Source organism: Pseudomonas fluorescens, from assembly GCF_001307275.1.
GTDB lineage: Bacteria > Pseudomonadota > Gammaproteobacteria > Pseudomonadales > Pseudomonadaceae > Aquipseudomonas > Aquipseudomonas fluorescens_AA.
On sequence record NZ_CP012831.1, the window covers coordinates 6,590,593 to 6,611,197 of the forward strand.

General features: G+C 61.7%; 19 protein-coding genes. 5 read left to right on the forward strand and 14 right to left on the reverse strand.

Going from position 1 to position 20,605, the window contains the following annotated elements; genetic code table 11:
* Positions 1 to 14 precede the first annotated feature (14 nt).
* A complete protein-coding gene (gabP, locus tag AO356_RS28365) occupies positions 15 to 1,415 on the reverse strand; it encodes a GABA permease (protein WP_060742653.1) in 1,401 nt (466 codons plus the stop codon).
* 504 nt (positions 1,416 to 1,919) lie between these two features.
* On the opposite strand from gabP, the gene AO356_RS28370 reads away from it, so the two are divergent.
* Positions 1,920 to 2,531, forward strand: coding sequence for a TetR/AcrR family transcriptional regulator (locus tag AO356_RS28370; protein ID WP_060742654.1), 612 nt, complete (start codon positions 1,920 to 1,922; stop codon positions 2,529 to 2,531).
* Positions 2,532 to 2,582: 51 nt separating this feature from the next.
* Here AO356_RS28370 and AO356_RS28375 read toward each other — a convergent pair whose 3' ends face one another.
* The 3 genes from AO356_RS28375 to AO356_RS28385 all read right to left on the reverse strand — a co-directional run bounded on the left by AO356_RS28375 (position 2,583) and on the right by AO356_RS28385 (position 6,441).
* Entirely contained in the window at positions 2,583 to 3,686 is a 1,104-nt protein-coding gene (locus AO356_RS28375) for a polyamine ABC transporter substrate-binding protein (RefSeq protein ID WP_060742655.1), read from the reverse strand.
* Between the two features lie 39 nt (positions 3,687 to 3,725).
* Positions 3,726 to 5,063 carry an alginate export family protein gene (locus AO356_RS28380; protein ID WP_060742656.1) on the reverse strand — a complete coding sequence of 446 codons (1,338 nt, stop codon included), beginning with the start codon at positions 5,061 to 5,063 and terminating at the stop codon, positions 3,726 to 3,728.
* A gap of 115 nt (positions 5,064 to 5,178) precedes the next feature.
* A complete protein-coding gene (locus AO356_RS28385) occupies positions 5,179 to 6,441 on the reverse strand; it encodes a serine hydrolase domain-containing protein (RefSeq protein WP_060742657.1) in 1,263 nt (420 codons plus the stop codon).
* Positions 6,442 to 6,757: 316 nt separating this feature from the next.
* On the opposite strand from AO356_RS28385, the gene AO356_RS28390 reads away from it, so the two are divergent.
* Complete coding sequence (locus AO356_RS28390) at positions 6,758 to 7,861, forward strand: sigma-54 interaction domain-containing protein (RefSeq protein ID WP_060742658.1); 1,104 nt, start codon at positions 6,758 to 6,760, stop codon at positions 7,859 to 7,861.
* Here the strand turns inward: AO356_RS28390 and AO356_RS28395 are convergent.
* The 8 genes from AO356_RS28395 to msuE all read right to left on the reverse strand — a co-directional run bounded on the left by AO356_RS28395 (position 7,853) and on the right by msuE (position 15,804).
* Complete coding sequence (locus AO356_RS28395) at positions 7,853 to 8,650, reverse strand: ABC transporter ATP-binding protein (protein WP_060742659.1); 798 nt, start codon at positions 8,648 to 8,650, stop codon at positions 7,853 to 7,855. The genes AO356_RS28390 and AO356_RS28395 overlap by 9 nt on opposite strands.
* Before the next feature lie 56 nt (positions 8,651 to 8,706).
* The gene (locus AO356_RS28400; RefSeq protein ID WP_060742660.1) at positions 8,707 to 10,032 is read right to left on the reverse strand and encodes an ABC transporter substrate-binding protein; all 1,326 of its coding nucleotides are present in this window, start codon (positions 10,030 to 10,032) and stop codon (positions 8,707 to 8,709) included.
* 72 nt (positions 10,033 to 10,104) lie between these two features.
* Positions 10,105 to 11,172, reverse strand: a complete 1,068-nt coding sequence (locus tag AO356_RS28405; protein WP_060742661.1) for a branched-chain amino acid ABC transporter permease — start codon at positions 11,170 to 11,172, stop codon at positions 10,105 to 10,107.
* 11 nt (positions 11,173 to 11,183) lie between these two features.
* The gene (locus AO356_RS28410; protein ID WP_060742662.1) at positions 11,184 to 12,065 is read right to left on the reverse strand and encodes a branched-chain amino acid ABC transporter permease; all 882 of its coding nucleotides are present in this window, start codon (positions 12,063 to 12,065) and stop codon (positions 11,184 to 11,186) included.
* A gap of 67 nt (positions 12,066 to 12,132) precedes the next feature.
* Positions 12,133 to 12,915 carry an ABC transporter ATP-binding protein gene (locus tag AO356_RS28415; RefSeq protein ID WP_060742663.1) on the reverse strand — a complete coding sequence of 261 codons (783 nt, stop codon included), beginning with the start codon at positions 12,913 to 12,915 and terminating at the stop codon, positions 12,133 to 12,135.
* Positions 12,916 to 12,928: 13 nt separating this feature from the next.
* Positions 12,929 to 14,089: an AMP-binding protein gene (locus AO356_RS28420; RefSeq protein ID WP_060742664.1), complete on the reverse strand. Its 1,161-nt coding sequence runs from the start codon at positions 14,087 to 14,089 to the stop codon at positions 12,929 to 12,931.
* Positions 14,090 to 14,103: 14 nt separating this feature from the next.
* Positions 14,104 to 15,201 (reverse strand): dimethylsulfone monooxygenase SfnG, encoded by a 1,098-nt coding sequence (sfnG, locus tag AO356_RS28425; protein WP_060742665.1) that lies wholly within the window; start codon positions 15,199 to 15,201, stop codon positions 14,104 to 14,106.
* Between the two features lie 39 nt (positions 15,202 to 15,240).
* The gene (msuE, locus tag AO356_RS28430; RefSeq protein ID WP_060742666.1) at positions 15,241 to 15,804 is read right to left on the reverse strand and encodes an FMN reductase; all 564 of its coding nucleotides are present in this window, start codon (positions 15,802 to 15,804) and stop codon (positions 15,241 to 15,243) included.
* Between the two features lie 377 nt (positions 15,805 to 16,181).
* On the opposite strand from msuE, the gene AO356_RS28435 reads away from it, so the two are divergent.
* On the forward strand, positions 16,182 to 17,426 hold the full coding sequence (locus tag AO356_RS28435) for an acyl-CoA dehydrogenase family protein (RefSeq protein ID WP_060742667.1): 1,245 nt from the start codon (positions 16,182 to 16,184) through the stop codon (positions 17,424 to 17,426).
* A gap of 585 nt (positions 17,427 to 18,011) precedes the next feature.
* Here the strand turns inward: AO356_RS28435 and AO356_RS28440 are convergent.
* Complete coding sequence (locus AO356_RS28440; RefSeq protein WP_060742668.1) at positions 18,012 to 18,377, reverse strand: hypothetical protein; 366 nt, start codon at positions 18,375 to 18,377, stop codon at positions 18,012 to 18,014.
* A gap of 201 nt (positions 18,378 to 18,578) precedes the next feature.
* Here AO356_RS28440 and AO356_RS28445 point away from each other — a divergent pair, with 201 nt between their 5' ends.
* On the forward strand, positions 18,579 to 19,304 hold the full coding sequence (locus tag AO356_RS28445) for a CPBP family intramembrane glutamic endopeptidase (RefSeq protein WP_060742669.1): 726 nt from the start codon (positions 18,579 to 18,581) through the stop codon (positions 19,302 to 19,304).
* Positions 19,305 to 19,337: 33 nt separating this feature from the next.
* On the opposite strand, the gene AO356_RS28450 is transcribed toward AO356_RS28445, so the two are convergent.
* On the reverse strand, positions 19,338 to 19,964 hold the full coding sequence (locus AO356_RS28450) for a hypothetical protein (RefSeq protein WP_060742670.1): 627 nt from the start codon (positions 19,962 to 19,964) through the stop codon (positions 19,338 to 19,340).
* A gap of 114 nt (positions 19,965 to 20,078) precedes the next feature.
* On the opposite strand from AO356_RS28450, the gene AO356_RS28455 reads away from it, so the two are divergent.
* Positions 20,079 to 20,456 (forward strand): hypothetical protein, encoded by a 378-nt coding sequence (locus AO356_RS28455; RefSeq protein ID WP_060742671.1) that lies wholly within the window; start codon positions 20,079 to 20,081, stop codon positions 20,454 to 20,456.
* Positions 20,457 to 20,605 lie beyond the last annotated feature (149 nt).

A 20,605-nucleotide genomic window follows, 5' to 3' on the forward strand; every position in this document is an offset into this window, starting at 1 on the left:
GCAAAAATGCCGGGCTAACCGAGGGAAGCGACACGCTCAGGCTGGGGCGCATGCCGCGACGTCGCCAGGCCGATAAAGGAAATGATCAGCGCCAGGCCCAGGGTGGTACTGACCTCGCTGCGGTGCTCGGGGGTGATCATCATGACCGCCAGCGCCGCCGAGATGAACACGATGACCAACCAGGTCAGCCAAGGGAACAGCCACATGCGAAAAGGCAGCTCGATGTTCTGCCGTTGCATCATTCGGCGCATGCGCAGTTGCGAGATGGCGATCACCAGGTACACCAGCAAGGCGATGGCGCCGGAGCTGGCGAGCAGGAACTGGAACAGGCCGGCGGGCATGAAGTAGCTGAACAACGTGACACCCGCGCCCAACACGGTACTGGCAATCACCGCGGACCGTGGCACGCCGGCCGAGGACGTGACCTTCAAGGCCTTTGGCGCATCGCCACGGCGCCCCAAGGAGTACAACATCCGCGAGGCGATATAGATCGAAGAGTTCATGCAACTGGCCACGGCGATCAGCACCACCATATCCACCAGGAATTTGGCGTGGGGAATGTTCATCAGCTCCAGGGCCCGCTGGTAGGAACCGACTGAAGCCAGGAGCGGATCGTTCCAGGGCACCACGGAAATGACCACGAAGATCGACAGCAGGTAGAACACACCGATACGCCAGATCACCGAACGAGTGGCCTTGGCAATGTTCTGCGCAGGGTTATCGGATTCGGCGGCGGCGATCGTTACCGCCTCTGTACCGATGAAGCTGAACATGATGGTGATGAACGCGCCCACCACCGCCGACAGGCCATTGGGGGCGAACCCGCCATGCTCCTCCATCAACCGACTCAGGCCGCTGGCCTCGCGCTCGGGAATCCAGCCCATCAGCACCGCGAAACCCAGGGAGATGAAGCCGATGATCGCCACGACCTTGGCCATGGCGAACCAGAACTCGAACTCACCGTACTTCGACACGCTGAACAGATTCGTCACGGCCAGCAACACGATCGACACCGAGGCGAACAGCCAGGCATCGACGGCGGGAAACCACTGGTTGAGTACATGACCGGCGGCCAACGCTTCGATGGGAATCACCAGCACCCAGAACCACCAGTAGAGCCAACCGATGGTGAAGCCTGCCCAGCGTCCGATGGCCTGGTCGGCATAGGTGGAGAAGGAGCCGGTGTCCGGGTTGGCGACGGCCATCTCGCCCAGCATGCGCATGACCAGGACCACCAACAGCCCGGAAAACAGATAGGCCAGCATGACGGCCGGGCCGGCGGCGGCAATGGCATGGCCCGATCCCACGAACAGACCCGCACCGATGATTCCGGCGATGGACAGCATGGTGACGTGACGAGGCTTGAAGCCCTGTGCCAGATGGCCGTTCGAGTCCTTGAAGCTGGGGCTGGTCATTTTTTTTATTCTCTTGTGATCGAACATTGAGACGCGCGCAGGGACAGTCGGTGTTGCTGGTTTTCCCGCCCCTCCTGGAAGCGGCACCGTTTGGTTGTGTTGATCCACCCTGGGCGAACGTGCGCACTTGCGGTGAAAAGTCGCGCCACGTTACCTGCCTTCCCTCTCGCGTCAGTTACCTGAACGCGCCATCTCTGTGCCTGATTTCGCCACGTGGGGCATGGCGTTTTGCCTCTTGCCAGGCGTCTGGACCGCGGCATCCAGCTACGTCGTCGAGGGGCGGTAACGAAATAAACCCTTTAAAAACTTTACTGGGTTAAGTATTTTGCATGCCTATGCCCGGCCTGTTGCTAACCGCAAACCCTGTGGGAGCGAGCTTGCTCGCGATGGCGGTGGATCAGCCACGTTCAAGTCGACTGAAACACCGCTATCGCGAGCAAGCTCGCTCCCACAGGGCTGGTACGCCAAGGCCTTTAACCTCTTCCTTACGACAAGGACCCTCCCGTGAGCGGACTGCGTGAACGTCAAAAAGCCGAACGCCGGCAAGCCATCAGCAAGGCGGCGGTCGAACTGTTCGAGCGCCAGGGTTTCCAGAACACCACCATCGAACAGATCGCCAGCCAGGCCGGCGTATCGGCTCCCACGGTGTTCAAGTACTTCGGCAACAAGCAGGAAATCATCCTGGAAATCCTGCACGACGCCGACCAGCGCGCGCTCACGGACACCCGCAGCCAGATGCCTGAAATCGAGGACCCGGTTGAAGCGCTGTGTTATCTGGAGCGGCTGTTGACCGGTTACGCACTGGAGGTCATGCACCCGAGCCTGTGGCGCGAGTTGCTGCCGCTGATCCTGTTTGGTGGCGATAACGGGCTGCCCGAGGGGTACCGCGCCATGAACGATGCGCTCAGGGCCGAGATCAGTGGTCTGATCAGGGAATTGCAACAGGCCGGCAAATTACGCGCCGACCTGGACGTCGACCTCGCCGCGTTCCTGTTGAACGACTATTCGCACTTACAGCTGTTCAGGCTGGTCAACCAGGAACAACCAGACATCGAGGCACACTCCACCCAGGTCCGGCGGATCACCGAATTGCTCTTCCTGGGCATGCGCGCCTGAGGGCGTCACCCACCGATACGGACCCGGCGCCGCAACGCCGGGTCACGCTGATCAGCGATGGGTCTTGATGCCGATCCAGGTGCGGGTGCGGATCCGCTCCACGGCGGCCGGCACCGGCTCCAGGGCGAACAGGGTCTTGCGCGCCTCGTCCGGCACATACATGGCGGGGTTGTTGCGAATGTCGGCATTGACCAACGCCGTGGCTTCCTTGTTCGGGTTGGGGTAACCGATCTTGTTGCTGATCCGCGCGATGACATCAGGACGCAAGATGTAATTGATGAACGCGTAGGCCTCCTTGGCATGAGGGGCGTTGGTGGGGACCATCATGACGTCCGACCACATCGGCGCACCTTCCTTGGGCAGCGCCATCTCTACCTTGACCCCCTTCCCTGCGTCTTCGGCCAGTCGCTTGGCCAGGGCCACCCCACCGGACCAACCCACCCCTACGCAGATCTCGCCATTGGCCAGGTCCATGCCATAGCGCGATGAGTTGAAGTAGGTGATGTAAGGCCGGACCTTGAGCATGGCCGCCTGCGCCTTTGCATAGTCCTCACGTTTCTGGCTGTTGGGGTCCAGCCCTTCATAGTGCAAGGCAATGGGCACGATCTCGTTGGCGGCGTCCAGCAGACCGACGCCACAACTGGCCAGCTTGGCCATGTTCTCTTCCTTGAAAAGGATGTCCCAGGTGTTCATTTGCACATCGGCACCCAATACCTGGCGTACCTTGTCGACGTTGTAGCCGATCAGGGTCGTGCCCCACAGGTACGGTGCCGCATAGCGGTTGCCCGGATCGCCCACCGCCTCCAGGGACTTCATGAACTCGGGGTCCAGATGCTGCCAGTTCGGCAACTGGCTGCGGTCCAGGGGCTGGACGGCGCCGGCGGCGATCAGGTGACTGACGTTGGAGCTGCTCGGGTAGACCACGTCATATCCGGAGTTGCCGGTCAGGAGCTTGGACTCCAATGTCTCGACACTGTCGAAGACGTCGTAGATGGGACGGATGCCGGTTTCCTCTTCGAAACTCTTGAGGATTTCAGGCGGCAGGTACTCGATCCAATTGTAGATCCGCACCGTCCGCTCTTCGGCCAGGCTCGCGCCACTGACCAGCATCGAAACGACAGCGCCCAGCAAGGTGTTGCGCAACAGCATGTTCATGATCAAACACTCCAGCGCGGCCGCGAAGGCTCGCGGCACTTAATAGCGGTAGGTGAAATAGAGTTCCAGTGCGCTGAATTTCCGGTCGTCGCCGAAGACCTGTTTGGCCGCCGCCATGGGTTTGACCCAGTTATACGACAGCGAGGTGGACAATGACTTCGACGGCGCCCAATCCAGGAAGACTACACTCTCGTCGGCAAAACGCCGGTCGCTGACGGCGGTGCCCATGTAGTTTTTTTCGTCGAGCCAGAACTGGTAGTGGATCGCACCGAGGGTGAGGGTTTCGTTGAGGTGGGTCTTGAGTGAGAACTGCTGGACGTTTTCGTTGCTGTTGAACATCAGGTAGTTGCCGACGACATCGCCGATCAGCCAGGTGCTCCAGTCGACGAAGCCCTTGCTCAACGGATCCCAGGCTTTCTGTCGGTTGTCCGTGAGGTTGTCGTCGCCGGAAAAACTCGCGTAGCGGTAGCCGATCACCGGGGTCAACGGCAGCGTGCTGAAGGTGTAATCCGCCTGGCCGTACCAGGCCTTGGCGTCGTAGTCCACGCCTTCGCCGCTGCCCCGCTCCAGGGCATATTCGGCGTTGAGGGTCAGGTCCGGGATACCCGGGAGCCTGGCGCTCAAGGCCCTGACGTTGTACACCAGCATGCCATCGCGGCGACGCGGCAAGGTACTGCCCTTGGGCCCCATGGCCTTGACCTTCAACGCGGTGGCGCCCAGCGTCACCTGGTCGTCGAGGTTGTAGTCCAGGTTCACGCCGCTCATGCGAAAGTCCCCCAGGTCGCTGTCCGTCCCCAGACTGAAGCCCTGGACCTTCAATGCGCCATGGTCCCAGGCGACCACCGCCGAATCCTTGAAGGCGGTGCGTGGCGCGAGCCAATAGGCGCCGTCGTTCAACTGGTCGAGGTTGCCATCCATCACGATGAAACCGTTGCCGATCATGTAGTTCTGGCGACCGCCCGTGACCGTCCACTCCCCGGCGCGGAAACCGCCATAGAACTCTTCGGTCGAGACCTTGCCGTCGGAACTGCGGGTGAAGCCACCGGCATCGCCATCCCCGAAGGTGGTCGCCCCCACCAGGGAGCCGCCGGCCAGCAGGCTGAAATCCGGCTGCACGGCATACTCCAACTTGACGCCCGGCTTGACGTAGAACTCCTGCCAGTCGATTTTCGTGCCGCCATTCTTGCCGCTGCGCATGTCCACCACACCGCCGCCAAAGTTGACGTTGCGGGTGGACAGGACCGCGCCACCAGCCGTTAAGTTGACCTCGCCCTTGAGGTTGCCCTCCTCGAAGGTGTAGCCCGCCCAGGCAACCTGGGCGGTCAAGGGTAACCCGAGCACGAGGAACGTTCGGGACAAACGCATCATGGAAACCATATGGAGCTCCTGTTGATTATTGTTGTTACAGGGCAGTGAATGGCGGCGCAAACGCGCGCCAACACCTGGCTGGGCCGGGTGAGCGGAACGAAACTCTTGTGTTTATCGGATGAACTCAGGGCGTCAGTTGCGCCGCGATGGCACGCAGCATGCGCACGCTGTCGCCGTCGAAGGGACTGACGGCGTCGCCCAGGGACGACTGCTTGACGATCACCACGCCGGACGGTTTGTCGATGAACAGGTATTGGCCATGGATGCCACCGGCCATGAGCGCCTGGCTGTGGTCGTTGAAGACATACCACTGGCTGCGGTAGGACGCGCCGGGGGTCCAGCTCGAAAAGTCGGCGCAGGCGGCATAGATGGCGGGGTCGGCGCCAGCGGCGATACCAGCGAGCGCCTCGGCCGAGAGCAATTGTCGCCCCTGCTGGCGGCCATCGTTGGCCAGCAGGCGGCCGAAGCGCGCCATGTCACGCAAGGTCGCGCTGAACCCGGCACCGGCCACGCTGCGGCCCCAGGGATCCGCCAGAAAGTAGCCGTCACGTTCACAGCCCAACTGGCTCCAGACCTCCTGCAGCAACTGATGACAGGCCTTGCCAGACGCCCGCTCCATGACCCAGGCCAATGCCTCGGTGGTGGCCGTCACGTAATGGAAAAAACCGCCGTGATTGCCGCGCTTTCTCAATGACGGCAAGTACTGGTACAGGGATTCGAACGTCGCGTACTGCGCTGGCGCCGGCTGGAAACCGCAGGCATAGCCGTATTGGGAGCTCTCTGAATCCGGGTCCTCATAGACCTCGCTGTAATCGACGGCCACGGCCATGTCGAACAGCTGGCGCACGGTCGCATCGCCGAACGCGCTGCCCGTCAGTTCCGGTACGTAATGGGCGGCCGTCAGCGTCGGGTCCAACAGGCCTTCGCAGACCAGTTGCTCGCCCAGGGCACCGATCAGCGACTTGGTCACCGAAAACATGATGTGCCGGTCCTGGGGGCACTGGCCATTGAAGTAGCGCTCGAACAGCACGGTGTCGCCCTTGAGGACCAGGAACCCATCGGTCTGGCTGGCGATCAGGTGGTCGATCACGCTGATGCTCAAGCCACACTCGCTGTCGAAGTGCAGCTCATCCAGCGGCTGGAGCGCCTGCTTGAACGCGCTGACCGGCCCGGTGCCGGCCCGCACATCAATGGAAGGACGCAAGCGCGCCAGGTTGCGAAAGCCCCATTGGCTGTACGGCGGGCTCATCCAGTTGTGCCAGGTGACGCGGCGGTGGGGTTCGGCGGGAAAGCCTTGCATGAGCGAAGGCGCCAGGCGTGCGTCAGAAGGCGATTCGTGAGTCTCGACGTAGAGACTGGCCAGTGAAGGCACGGTGTTCTGATTCATTGGGTTGCCCCTGCGAAATGACTCTGCGTGAAAGCAGATGCAGGAGAATAATTACCCGATGTAATTTTTTAGTCAATAAAACTTTTTACCGTCATTGCTTACCTATCTGGGTCCCGTGACCACCGTGCCCGAGGGAGCAAGCCTCGCTCTCACCGTCGGCCCAGTCCTAAGCAAATAACTTAAAGTTATTTATTATCATTTTTTTAGATCATTTAGATTAAGCCTTAAGCCCAAAGGCTTCCCGCGGTGATGCCATCAAGGAACGTTGGCACTCACCCACCTTCCGTCACGGCAATCTCATTAACGGGCCACCGTCATGCAGCTTCTAACGCTACCTCCCTCCCCCGGCCTGGCCACCTCGATTCGTGCCACGGCCCAGGTCTTCGAAGACCCCACCTCCCGCGCCTTGCTGGAACACCTGCAACAAGTGGCGCCCAGTGATGCCAGCGTGTTGATCATCGGCCAAACCGGCACCGGCAAGGAACTGGTGGCGCGCCACGTGCACAACCTCAGCGCCCGTCGCCACAAGCCGTTCGTTGCGGTCAACTGCGGGGCGTTTTCCGAGACCCTGGTGGAGGCCGAGTTGTTCGGCCATGAAAAAGGCGCCTTTACCGGTGCGTTGACGGCCAAGGCCGGCTGGTTCGAGGAAGCGGATGGCGGCACCCTGTTCCTCGATGAAATCGGTGATTTGCCGCTGCCGATCCAGGTCAAGTTGCTCCGGGTATTGCAGGAGCGCGAAGTGGTTCGACTGGGTTCGCGCAAGAGCATCAAGATCGATGTGCGTGTATTGGCGGCCACCAACGTACAGCTGGAAAAAGCCATCAATGCCGGGCACTTTCGCGAAGACCTCTATTACCGCCTGAACGTGGTCAGCCTGGCGCTCAAGCCGCTGCGCGAACGTCCCGGCGACATCCTGCCGTTGATACGCCACTTCATCGCGCAGTACAGCCACAGGCTCGGTCACGGCGAGGTGACGCTGGATGCCCAGGCGCAGCGCAAGTTGCTCGACTATTCCTGGCCGGGGAATATCCGCGAACTGGAAAACGTCATTCACCACACGCTGCTGATTTGCCGCAGCAAAGTAATTGGTGTGCAGGACCTGCACCTGTCGAACTTTCGTATCGAGCGCCAGGACAACCCACCGCAAGCAGCCCCTCAAAGTGCAGAGGAGCTCTTGCAGAAAGCCTTCGAGAAGCTGCTCGAGCAGGAGCATGGCGATGTGTATGAAAAGGTCGAGGCCGAGTTGTTGCGCACCGCCTACCGATACGCCAATTGCAATCAGGTCCATACCGCCAGCCTGTTGGGCCTGAGTCGCAATGTCACCCGCACGTTGCTGATCAGGATTGGCGAACTGGTGGTCAACAAACGCCGTCCCACGCTCAGTACGCGGGACGGCCAGGTGGTCAATCTTTCAACCTGATCGCGCCCCGACGCCCAAGGGCTCCTCAGCCCTCGCCCCGGCCCGCGCGCCCAGGTAGAAGTCCTGGAGATCGCTGCGGGCCGCCAGTTGTTCGGCGCTGCCTTCACTGACCACCCGACCGCTTTCCAACACGTAGCCGTGGTGGGCGTAACGCAGGGCGACATTGATGTTCTGCTCGGCGATCAAGAAGCTCACACCATCACGTTGATTGAGTTGCCGGACGATCTCGAAGATTTCCTCGACGATCTGCGGCGCCAGGCCCATCGACGGTTCGTCCAGCAAGACCAGTTGCGGCCTGGCCATCAGCGCGCGGCCTATCGCGATCATCTGTTGCTCGCCGCCCGAGGTGTAGCCGGCCAGACTTTTGCGCCGCAGTTTCAGCCGAGGGAAATGGCCATAGACCAATTCCAGGTCAGCCAGCAACTGGCGTCGCGGCACCTGGCGCGCCAGGGCGCCGGCCAGCAGGTTTTCCTCCACGGTCAACTGGGCAAAGCAATGCCGACCTTCCAGCACTTGCACCAAGCCGCTCGCCGCCAAGGTGTGAGGGGCGCTGCGGGTCACGTCTTTCCCCTGGTAGACGATCCGCCCCCGTACCACCTCGCCCCGCTCGGCGCGCACCAGATTGGAAGCCGCCTTCAGCGTGGTGCTTTTACCCGCGCCGTTGGCGCCCAGCAGCACCACGACCTGGCCTTTTTCCACCTCCAGCGACACACTGCGCACCGCCAGGATGGTCTGTTCGTAGAGCACTTCAATATCGTCGATCTGCAGGATCGGCACGTTCGTCGCCATGCTGTTTCGCCTTTTCAGACAGCGACCGGACGCGTGCGCCCGGTTGCCGCGATGCCTCAGGATTCCTTGCTGCAATCACGCGGGGTAATGCCTTTTTCCCGGGCGTACTGGTGCGAAGACGCTTCGATGATCGGCCGCAACAGGGCGCGGTCGGCCTGCACCCAGTCACTGATCAGCTTCCACTGGGTACCGTCCCATTGCTGGAAACGCACCGCACCGCCGCCTTCATGGTCCGAGCACGACAACTGCAACGGCTGCACCAGGCCCAACGCCCCCAGTTCCTTGAGCCGGGCGTCGTCGAGCTTGAGGTTCTCGAAGCCCCAACGCACCTGCTCACCCGTCAGGGGTTGCTTGCCGAATTTCTGCTGGGCAATGCGCAGCGCTTCTACGTTGAGGATGCCGTTGACCACGCCGAGGTTGTAGTACACGGTGCCGAACCGCTTGGGATCGGCCAGGTCGCCATGGCCGGCGTCGACCACTTGCTGCTTGATGCCCTGCAGCACCGGGAAATCAGTACCTGAAGGGTGCGTGGTGATGGCGATGAAGCCCTTGGCCGCGGCACCGGCCGGCGCGGCGTCATCTTCGGAGTTGCTCCAGATGTTGCCGATGATGTGGTCGGCCGGGAAACCGACTTTCTGCGCGGTTTTCAGCGCCACCGGGTTCATCACCCCCCAACCGCGCAAGATCACCCAATCGGGTTTTTCCCGGCGGATATTCAGCCACTGCGACTGCTGCTCGTTGCCTGGGTGCGGCACCTCCAGCAAGGTCAGCGCAAAACCGTACTTGTCGGCCAGGGTTTGCAGGACCTCATTGGTTTCCTTGCCATAGGGCGAACCGTGATACAGGGTGACGATCTTCAAGCCCTTGAGCTTGTCCAACCCGCCGGCGCGCTGGCCGATGTAATTGATGATCGCCGAGACCTCGGAATACGGGTTCAACTGCAACGGGAAAACGTAGGGGAACACGCTGCCATCGGTGGAATCCGTACGCCCATGGTTGATGGTGATCAGCGGCAGTTTGTCGGCCGTCGAGCGCTCCAGCGTGGCGTAGGCGATACCCACCGACAGCGGGTTGGTGGCAGCCGCCGGCGCGCCGTTCAAGCCTTTCTTCAGGCGTTCGTAGCACTCCACGCCTTTCTCGACCACGTATTCGGTCTCGCACTCACTCCAGGTCAGCTTGACGCCGTTCACGCCGCCATTGGCGTTGACATACTTGAGGTAGTCGATGAAGCCGCCGAAAAAACCGGTGCCGCCGGCTGCATAAGGGCCGACGCGATAGCTTTGCAGCGGGAAGTATTGCTCGTTGTCCGCCTGGACGGTGAACGCCGCGGCGGTGAGGCTCAGGGCCAGTGCCAGGCTGCTGGCGAATGATCGTTTGAACATCGAATTTTCCTTGTTATGAAGCCATGGATAAGCCAACAAAATGGAACTGCAAACCCGCGTTGTGCGGTTCGCTCAGTAGCGCAACGGCCACAGCCGTGCGCGCTGGCGAAATCTCTGCCAGAGGCGCGCAAGGCCCTCTGGCTCCTTGATCAGGAACAGGATGATCAGGGCACCGAATATCATCTTCTGCAGGTTCTCCACCTGGCCGGCGTCCACCAGCCCGCCAGGCAGCAGCGACACCAGGTTCGAAAGCAACACCGGAAACAGCACGATGAAGGCCGCACCGAGAAAGTTGCCCAGCAGACTGCCGAGGCCGCCGATAATGATGATGAACAGGATCTGGAACGAGCGGTTCAGATCGAAGCCGTGGGGCTCCACGGTGCCCAGGTAAGCGAAGGCCCACAGGGCACCGGCCACTCCGAGGAAAAACCCACTGATGGCGAACGCCAGCAGCTTGGTTTTCGCCAACGCAATGCCGATGACCGCAGCGGCAGTGTCCATGTCGCGCACCGCCATCCAGTTGCGCCCCAACTCGCTGCGCACCAGGTTCTTGCCCAGCCAGAACAGCGCTACCACCACGCTCAGGGTCAACAGATAGCGGCCGGCCGGCGCGTCGAGGTTCACCCCGAATACGTCCAGGCGCGGCGCACTGATCACGCCCGAGGCGCTGTTGTTGGAAAACCAACTGAACCGGGTCAGCGCCCAGGTCACGAAGAATTGCGCCGCCAGGGTCGAGACCAGCAGGTAGAAGCCTTTGATGCGCAGGCTCGGCAGGCCGAACAGCACCGCCACCAGCGCTGCCGTCAACCCACCCAGGGCGATACTGACCAACAACGGCAAGCCGGCGACCCGTATTTCAAGGTTGTAGGTGGCAAAGGCTCCCACCGCCATGAACGCCGCCGAACCGAGGGAGAGTTGCCCGGCATAACCGGTGAGCAAATTGAGCCCCAACCCGGCCAGGGACAGCACCAGGAACGGAATCAGGATCGCGCTGAACCAATAGTCATTGCCCAGCCAGGGCACCACGACGAAGGCGAACAGCAGCAAGGCGGCCAGCCCGTGACGATCCTGGCGCAGGGCGAAGACCCGGCGGTCCTGGGCATAGCGGGTGTTGAACTGACCTGTTTCTCGATAAAACATGAGTGTTCTCCCTAAACCCGTTCGATGGCCCGTTCGCCAAACAACCCCGCCGGACGTACCAGCAGAAACAACAGCGCCAGCACGTAGGGAAACCAGTTCTCGATGCCACTGCCGATGAAGGGCCCGAGGTAAACCTCCGCCAGCTTCTCCGAAGCCCCGATGATCAGGCCGCCGACAATCGCCCCGCTGATGGAGGTGAACCCACCGATGATCAGCACCGGCAAGGCCTTGAGCACCACCAGCGAGAGCGAGAACTGCACGCCCAGGCGAGCGCCCCAGAGCAGGCCGGCGACCAACCCGACAAACCCCGCCACCGCCCACACCACCACCCAGACCCGCTGCAAACGAATGCCCACGGCCAACGCCGCCAGTGGGTCATCGGCCACCGCCCGCAACGACAATCCGAGCCGGGTCTTGTTGAACAGCCAGGACAACAGCAGCACCAGGAACGCTGCGGTCACTGCGGCAAAAATGTCGAACTGCGACAACAACATCCCGCCCAACTCCAGCGGCTCATCACTGATACCCAGTTCCAGGCCATGCACCTGGGCGCCCCACAGCGCCTGGGCGAAACCTTCGATGACGTAGGACAGCCCGAGGGTGGCCATGAACAGGGTGATCGGTGAACGGTTGACCAAGGGCCGCAGCACCACCCGCTCCACCGCCACCGCGATCAGCACCATGGCCGCCAGGCTGATGACGAACGCCAGCCAGAACGGCACACCGCGCTCCAGCAGGCTGACGAAGGTCAGCGCCGAGAACAGCACCATCGCACCCTGGGCAAAATTGAACACCCCGGAGGCCTTGTAGATCAGCACGAAACCGATGGCCACCAAGGCGTACATCACCCCCGCCAACAACCCGCCAATCAATACTTCAAAGAAAAATTCCATCGCCGCTCCTATTCTGCGGACGCAACTTACCTGCCCTCCCTGGTGGGAAGGTGTCGAATATCCGGTATCAGTGGCGAGTGCCCAGGTAGGCCGAAATGACCTCGGGGTTCTGCCGTACGTCTTCAGGCGAGCCGTCGCCGATCTTGCGACCGTAATCGAGCACCACCACGTGGTCGCTGATGTCCATGACCACGCCGATATCGTGCTCGATCAACACCACCGTCGTGCCCAACTCACGGTTGATGTCGACGATAAAGCGGCTCATCTGCTGCTTCTCGTCGGCGTTCATCCCGGCCATGGGCTCGTCCAGCAGCAACAGCCGAGGCTCCGCCGCCAGCGCGCGGGCCAACTCCACCCGTTTCTGCAAGCCATAGGGCAGCGTGCCCACCAGGACGTCGCGCCAAGGCTGCAAATGCAGGAATGCGATGACCCGCTCGGCCGCTTCGCGCTGACGGTCATCCTCGGCCCGGGCGCGACCGATGCGCAGTGCCTGTTCGATCCAGGTGCTGCGGCGCTTGAGGTTGCGTCCGGTGAGCACGTTGTCGAGCACGCTCATGCCCTTGAACAGCGCGATATTCTGGAATGTCCGGGCAATGCCGCGGACCGCCACGTCATGTGGGCGCATCCGGCGCCGCTCCTGTCGATCAAAACGGATGTGCCCGTCCTGGGCCTGGTACACGCCGCTGATGACGTTCAGCAGCGAACTCTTGCCGGCGCCGTTGGGGCCGATCAAGGCACAGATTTCACCGGCGACGACGCGAAAGCTGATGTCCGTGACCGCCTTGACGCCTTTGAATGACAGCGAAATATGCTCCAGCTCCAGCAAATGCGTGATGGCCGTCTGGGTCATGGGGCGTCTCCTCTCAGGCCAGTTGCGACTGGAGACCCGTCCAGTCATCGGTGGTGTGCTGCACCAGGTTCGGCGGCGCTTGCCAGTGAGCCCCGTCGTCCCACTGGCGAACCTCGATACCCAATGCCTGGAAAAATGCCTGGGTTTCGGGCGGCAAGGCATCGCCCACCAGCAGCGGCGCGCGGGTCCGGGAAAACCCCAGCACGTCGCGCAACGGCCGGCGAACCAGCCAGTCCCCCAGATGCCGTTGCAACAGCCCCGGCTGCGCTGCCAAGGCCCAGTCCACCAGCCCGCGGGACCAACTGCCCGGCTCCGGCAAACGTTCGAGCGCATAGCGGTGCAAACGCTCGTAGGTTTCCCGCGTCCCGGCCACCAGCGTCGGGCCCAGCTCGCGACGATCGCGATCACGGGTCGCCAGGTTCTCAGGAAAGTTCAGGCGAAAACCGGCCATCAACCAGGGCGCCAGCAGATAGCGAGCTTGCCCGCCCGAGGCGAACGCCCGGGCGGCCAATGCCTCTTCCTGCCGGCCCAGCCCTTCGCGCGCCAACAGCCGCTGCCCCTCCTGCAACAGTTCGGCGTGGCTGACGCGTTGTTCCTCCATCGCCCGTCCACTTCCGCGATAAAAAACAAAGGCCGTCTGCAGCACTTGCCCTTGCGGGGCCAGGTCAACGATTGGCCGCTCGGCAGCCAACGCGGCGTAATCCAGCGCTTGCGCAAATGGCGCCGAATCCGACAGGCCACGCTTATCGAGGTAGACCCACACCCCCACGGCCACCTGCGCCGCACGCAGACGCAGCATTTCTTCCACGCCTTCGACCAGGACGAAATCCGGCTGCAGCGTGGCGAGCCGTTGCACCTGTTCGGCCGCCGTCTCCAGCGGGTCGAACAGACTCGCCACGCCACCCAGCCATTGCGCGGCCAAGGCGGCAAGCAGCGCCTGCGGCCTGGGTCGACTGATGATCGTCAGGGTCGCGCCCGCCGCAAAACCGCGGGCTTGCAGGGCACTGGCGAAATGGCGCACCTCGTCGGCCACGTGCGCCCAGGTCCGCTCCTGCCAGACACCCAGGTGCTTGTGGCGCAGCGCGACGTCCGTGCCATGCTCCAGCGCCTGGCGCTGCAACCACTGGGGCAAGCTGGCCGGGACCGGGTCGAGGGTGTCGGTGAACGTGCCCATGCTGCCTCCCGCGCCTAAGCGACCGCCGCCGTTGGGGCTGCCGCTTTGCGTTGCTCAAGCTCACGCACCAGCGGCAGGACCTTACGACCGAAATACTCGACTTCTTCCTGGAAGTGCAGGAAACCGGCGAGCACCAGATCCACGCCTACCGCCTTGAGCGCGACGATGCGTTCGGCGATCTGCTGCGGCGTGCCGATCAAGTTGGTCTTGAAGCCATCGTTGTATTGCACCAGGTCCTCGAAGCTGGACTTGGCCCAGTTGCCCTCGCCTTCCGGGCTGGACTTGCCGGCCTGCTTCGCCGCATCGCCGAAGGCATTGACGGCCTCGGGATCGGCCTGGTCGATGATCTGGGCGAGGACCGCACGCGCCTCTTCTTCCGTGTCGCGGGCAATGACAAAGGCGTTAACACCGACCTTGACCTTGTGGTTGTTGGCCGCGGCTTTCGCCTGGAGGTCATCGATCTGCGCCTTGACGCCTTCCACGGTATTGCCGTTGGTGAAGTACCAGTCCGATACCCGGGCGGCCATGTCCCGAGCCGCACGTGAGCTGCCTCCCTGGAAGATCTCCGGGTGCTGCTGCAGTGGTTTTGGCTTGAGGGTGTAGTCGTGGAAGCGGTAGAAATCACCGCGCAAGGTGAAGTTGTCGGTGGTCCAGATGCCCTTGAGCGCAGTGATGAATTCTTCGGAACGGCGATAGCGCTCATCGTGCTCCAGCCACGGCTCGCCAATGGCGGTGAACTCGCCCTTGAACCAGCCCGATACGATGTTGACCGCCACCCGGCCGCCGGTCAGGTGGTCGATGGTTGCGATCTGCTTGGCCAACACCGACGGCGTCCACGGCCCCGGCAGTACCGCGGCGATGACTTTCAGGCGCGTGGTGGCGGCCAGCAAGGCATGACTGAACGCGACGGACTCGTGCTGGTATTCAGCCCCGTAGCCGGCGGTAAAGCGCACTTGCGACAGGGCGTAGTCGAAGCCGGCCGCTTCAGCGATCTGGGCCAGCTTGCGGTTGTAGTCGATGCCCCAGTCGGTGCGTTGTTCGATTTTGCTGACCACCAGACCGCCACTGACGTTGGGCACCCAGTAGGCAAATTTGATCGTGTCCTGGCTCATTGCATGTACTCCACGGCTCGTTTTGAAAGGAAAAATGGATCAGGCAGCACTGGCGTCACGCCGGGCGCCCGGGACCAGGCTCAGCAACGCCGACTCGACGGCGCGCTCGATACGCTCCAGCACCTGAGCACTGGAGATCCGGTATTGGCTGAAATCGGTTTCGCTGGCATAGACCCCCACTGGCAGGCTGAGGGCCTGGAAGAAGCCGAACAGGGGTCGCAACTGGTGGTCGATCATCAAGGCATGGCGATCCGAGCCACCTGTCGCGGCCAACAGCACCGGTACGTTCTTGAGGGCTTCGTGATGAACGAAATCGAACAGGTGCTTGAACAGGCCGGTGTACGAGGCTCGATACACCGGGCTGGCGGCGATCAACAGATCGGCCGATTCAATGGCATTCAGATCCTCCTGCACGGCAGCCGGCAACGCCTCGCGACGCAACACCCCGGCGAACTGTGGACCGACCTTGGCCAATTCGATCAAGCGCACCTCGATCGGCAGTTGCTGCCCGAGCCGGTCCACCAACGCCTGGAGCAGTGCCAGGGTGCGTGACGGGTGCTGCACGCTGCCTGACACCGCCACCACTTTGAATTGCTTGCTCATCGCTTACCCCATGCCTGGAGACGCCACCTCAGCGTCTGCACAAGGTGTAGAGCAGCAACCGTGCCAGTTAAATATTTCCTTACTAATCAATTAATTACATGAAAATCCCAATCACTGCACTGTCGCCCGACGGACAAGCTGTTGGTCCACTGTTGCCTGGCGAACACCTGGCCCGTCGATGTCCGTCGCGGCAACTGTTGCCCGGCACACAGTTGCGCAACAGATTGTCCGCGGCCAGGACAGCCCTTGCGCTGATGAACGCCGTATGGACCCCGCATTTACGGGCGTTGGGCCTCGGGCATGGACTGTGCAATGGCTTTTGGCACCGGCAGATTTTTCCCCTGCCCGCCGACTCGCCACCAAGAAGGAATATCAACATGACCGCACAGCAACACCACCTGCCGCCGATCCTTTCCACGGGCACCGACTATGAGCCCCTTGCCGAACGCTTCCGGCCGATCTTTGCACGCATCCAGGCCGGCGCCCTGGAGCGTGAGCAAACACGCAGCCTGCCCTTTGAACAGGTGAAATGGCTGAAGGAAGCCGGCTTTGGCGCCGTCCGCGTACCGGTCGAATATGGCGGCGCCGGGGCCTCGCTGCCGCAGCTGTTGCAATTGCTGATCGAACTGGCTGAAGCCGACTCCAACCTGCCCCAGGCCTTGCGCGGGCACTTCGCATTCGTCGAGGACCGCCTCAATGCCCACGCCAGTAGCCCACAGGACACCTGGTTCAAGCGCTTTGTCGAGGGTGAGTTGGTGGGCAATGCCTGGACGGAAGTCGGCGCGGTGAAAATCGGCGAAGTCGTCACCCGGGTTTCCCGCCAGGGTGATCAGTGGGTCGTCAACGGCACCAAGTACTACAGCACCGGCAGTATCTTCGCCGACTGGATCGACGTGTATGCCCAGCGCGACGACAACGGCGCCGACGTGATTGCCGCCGTCCGTGTGCACCAGCCGGGCGTCAAGCAAAGCGATGACTGGGACGGTTTTGGCCAACGCACCACCGGCAGCGGGACATCGCTGTTCGAGAACGCATTGGTCGAGGCAGAAAACCTCATCGACTTCTCTACCCGCTTCAAATACCAGACCGCGTTTTATCAACTGGTGTTGCTGGCCGTGCTGACCGGCGCCGGCCGCGCGGCGGTTCATGACATCACCGAGCAAGTGCGCAAACGCACGCGGGTCTTCAGCACCGGCAATGCCAGCGAAGTGAGCCAGGACGTGCAAGTGCAACAAGTGGTCGGCAGGGCATCGGCCCAGGTCTATGCCGCCGAAGCCACCACCCTGCGCGCCGCGAGCGCCTCCCAGCGCGCTTACGAAAGTCGCTTCAGCCAGGACGCCGAGACCGAGCACACCGCCAACATCGCCGCCGAACTGGAGTCGGCCCAGGCCCAGGTGGTGATTTCCGACCTGGTGCTGCGCGCCACCAGCGACCTGTTCAATGCCCTCGGTGCTTCGGCCACCAGCACCAGCAAGGCCCTCGACCGTCACTGGCGCAATGCCCGCACCGCGGCCTCGCATAATCCGTTGATCTACAAGGAGCGCATTATTGGTGATTGGGAAATCAACGGTACGGAACCGCCGTATGTCTGGCAGATTGGCGGGGGCTCGAAGCAGCTTTGAGCAGGCTTGCTCGCGATGGCGGTGGTTCAGCTACATGGATGTCGGGCTGGCTGGCCTCATCGCGAGCAAGCTCGCTCCCACAGGGGGTCTGGGTTGAACATGGGGTTCGTGTCCACTGGAGATCGAGTGTGGGAGCGAGCTGGCTCGCGATGGCGGTGGTTCAGCTACATGGATGTCGGGCTGGCTGGCCTCATCGCGAGCAAGCTCGCTCCCACAGGGGGTCTGGGTTGAACATGGGGTTCGTGTCCACTGGAGATCGAGTGTGGGAGCGAGCCTGCTCGCGATGGCGGTGGTTCATCTGCATGGATGTCGGGCTGGCTGGCCTCATCGCGAGCAAGCTTGCTCCCATAGGGGTTCTGGGTTGCACATGGGTTTCGTGTCCACTGGAGATCGAGTGTGGGAGCGAGCTGGCTCGCGATAGCGGTGGTTCATCTGCATGGATGTCGGGCTGGCTGGCCTCATCGCGAGCAAGCTCGCTCCCACAGGGGGGCTGGGTTGAACATGGGGTTCGTGTCCACTGGAGATCGAGTGTGGGAGCGAGCCTGCTCGCGATGGCGGTGGTTCAGTTGCATGGATGCCTGTTCCTTACGCCACACGTTCGACGTAGTGGGATTCCCCACCTCCAGTCGCGCCCGATAACCAACCCCATACGAAGCTCAACGTCGTACGCCCTGCTTGATCGACACTCACCGTCCCTCGAGACCAGCCGGAAAGAATCTCACCCTCCGTAGTCAAGCATTGGAAGAGAAGTTCAATGGTATCGGGACCCGTTATGCGTCCGACTTGATTGCCCAGGCGAATCCGGCCGCCTTGGTAAGTGCTCGAAATGGCACCGTTCTCGACGAGGTAATGAAACACCGTGCCTGCGCCAGAGAGTCCTTGGGCGTTGTCCGCCACCGTAAACCGGCGATTGTGCAAACGATCGCTGATTGGAGAAAAGGGAATTTCCATGAATGTCGCGTCCTCTAGTCGAGATATTCCATTGCGGCCGTCGATGACCCTGAATCATTTTTGTCGCCACTGGTAAAGCCCCCCGGGCAAGTACCGAGTCGCAGGGCAAGCTGCCTACCTCTCCACAAAGCCGACGGGAACTCATCCCAGACGATCAAAACACTGGCATCATGCCTTTTTCCTTGCACTCATGGAGTGACTGTGACGAATCTAAGTGCCGCCCCTGAGTTTGCACCCGCCTCCACTTTATCGCCCTACCGCTTCTTCCCCCGGCTCGGAATGTTGGTGCTGGCCACTCTGGTCGTCTTCCTGGCCGCAATACCCGAGGTCCTTTTCGTACCCGCGGACATGCAGGCCTATCTGATGTTCACGACCACCTCGGGGCTCACCGCGCTCGTCCTCCTCGGCCTCTTCGCCCTGCAATACCGTGCCGATTCGCGCCCCCAGTGGTGCGGTCATGCCATTGGCAAACCCCTGCGGTGGGGGGCGGTCGGCATTGTCGGGACCTACCTGCTTTTCGGGGTTGCCGTCTTCGTGCTCGGGTTGCCCCGTGAGGTGTTCATGGCCGAGCTTCTGGACGGGCTCAACCGTTGGCAGGCCGCGATCAAGATTGCGTCGCTGATCGTGCTGCCGCCCATCGCCGAAGAGCTGTTCTTCCGCCATTACATGTTCCGGCTATTTCCCTACGAGAACAGCCGTGCCTGGACATGGATCGCGATCATCGTGACGTCGGCCGTCTTCGCCGGCATGCACATCCAATACGGAAATTGGATGACGATCGTGCTGATCTTCGCCTGTGGAGGCGTGTTCGCCATCGCCAGGGTGGTCAGCGGTGGGCTGCTGGTGCCGGTGCTCCTGCATTCGCTGACCGAGATTGTCGCACTGAGCGCTGACCAGTCTTTCTCGCTGATGGGGCTTTACGGTTGAGCCAGCGGTGCCAGGCAGCGGCCCTCCACAGCTTCACGGCGCCTGAACCTCGACGGGTGGCAGAAGAATCTCGCCCATCTGCGGGTAGTGCATGGTCAGGACCGCCCACCTCAGCCCCTCCACGCCTGGCACGGTGCCGGATGCCTTGGATGAATGCTCGACGTAGCCGGCATATTCTTCGATGTAGCGGAGATGCTTTTCCCAGCGCGCCTGATCAAAGTTCACGCCAAAGATGATGACACTGCCCGTTGCCACCTTTTCCGCCTGGGCTTTCAAGCGGGTCATGTACCAATAGTCCTTGGCCGCGCTTTCAAACATCTTGCCCTGGTTGGCATTGGCGAAAGGGGTCTTGAGTTCAATGAAGTGAAAGCGCTTTTCATCCTGGTCGCGAATCCATAAGTCGCATTGCTTGGAAACAATGTCCATCAGCGACCAACGCTGATCGAGCTTCACCTTGTACTCGACGCCAACATCCGCCAGTTCGCGGTCGGGGCCACGAAGCCCACGGGCCTGGATCAGCCAGAAATAAAACTCGAACTTCAACCAGCCCTCGAAACCGTTGGCCAGGGCACTGATGGATGACGGCAGGTATTTGCGGTCTTCTTCCCACGATTGCATGAAATCGTGAAACGCTGACGCAACGTCAGAAACTCCGGGCATGGGGCACTTCCTTGTATCGCTCTGGGGGTTTTCGGCATAGTGCCATCACCCTCCTGATGGCTACAATGCCAGGCTATGATTTCGCAAACGTCAGCACCTCAAACAAGAGCAATAATGAAAATTCACGCAACCTGCCTCGGACTGTTTGCCCTGACACTCCCACTCCCCTGGGAGTCCCTTCAGGCCTCGACGTGGCAGATCTGCCAGATGGAGCTGCGTATCGTCGAGGTCCTGAAACAACCCTACCCGCAACTTCAGGCGCAGATCGTGAAAGCCAGGCCGAAATCCGCCTCGGTGGAGTGTCCTGCGCAAGGCTCACTGTTGACCTTCACCCCGGAAACCCCGGACTACCAAGCCACGCTCCCCCGCCGGCAATGGCCCGGCAAAGGGCAGTCGGTACGGGTGGACTACCGCTACCTGGATGGCATCTGTAAAGGCGACGGTAACTCGCATCCGTGTCGTATCAAGCACTACCCCCTGATGGGACGATAGTCGGGCAGCCGGGGAAGGCGGCAGTTCTCGAATCAGTGAAGTCACTGATGGCCTCATCGCGAGCAAGCTCGCTCCCACAAAAGGGACTTGCGCAACGCCCTGTGGGAGCGAGCTTGCTCGCGATGACGTCCGCACATCCAACCTCAATG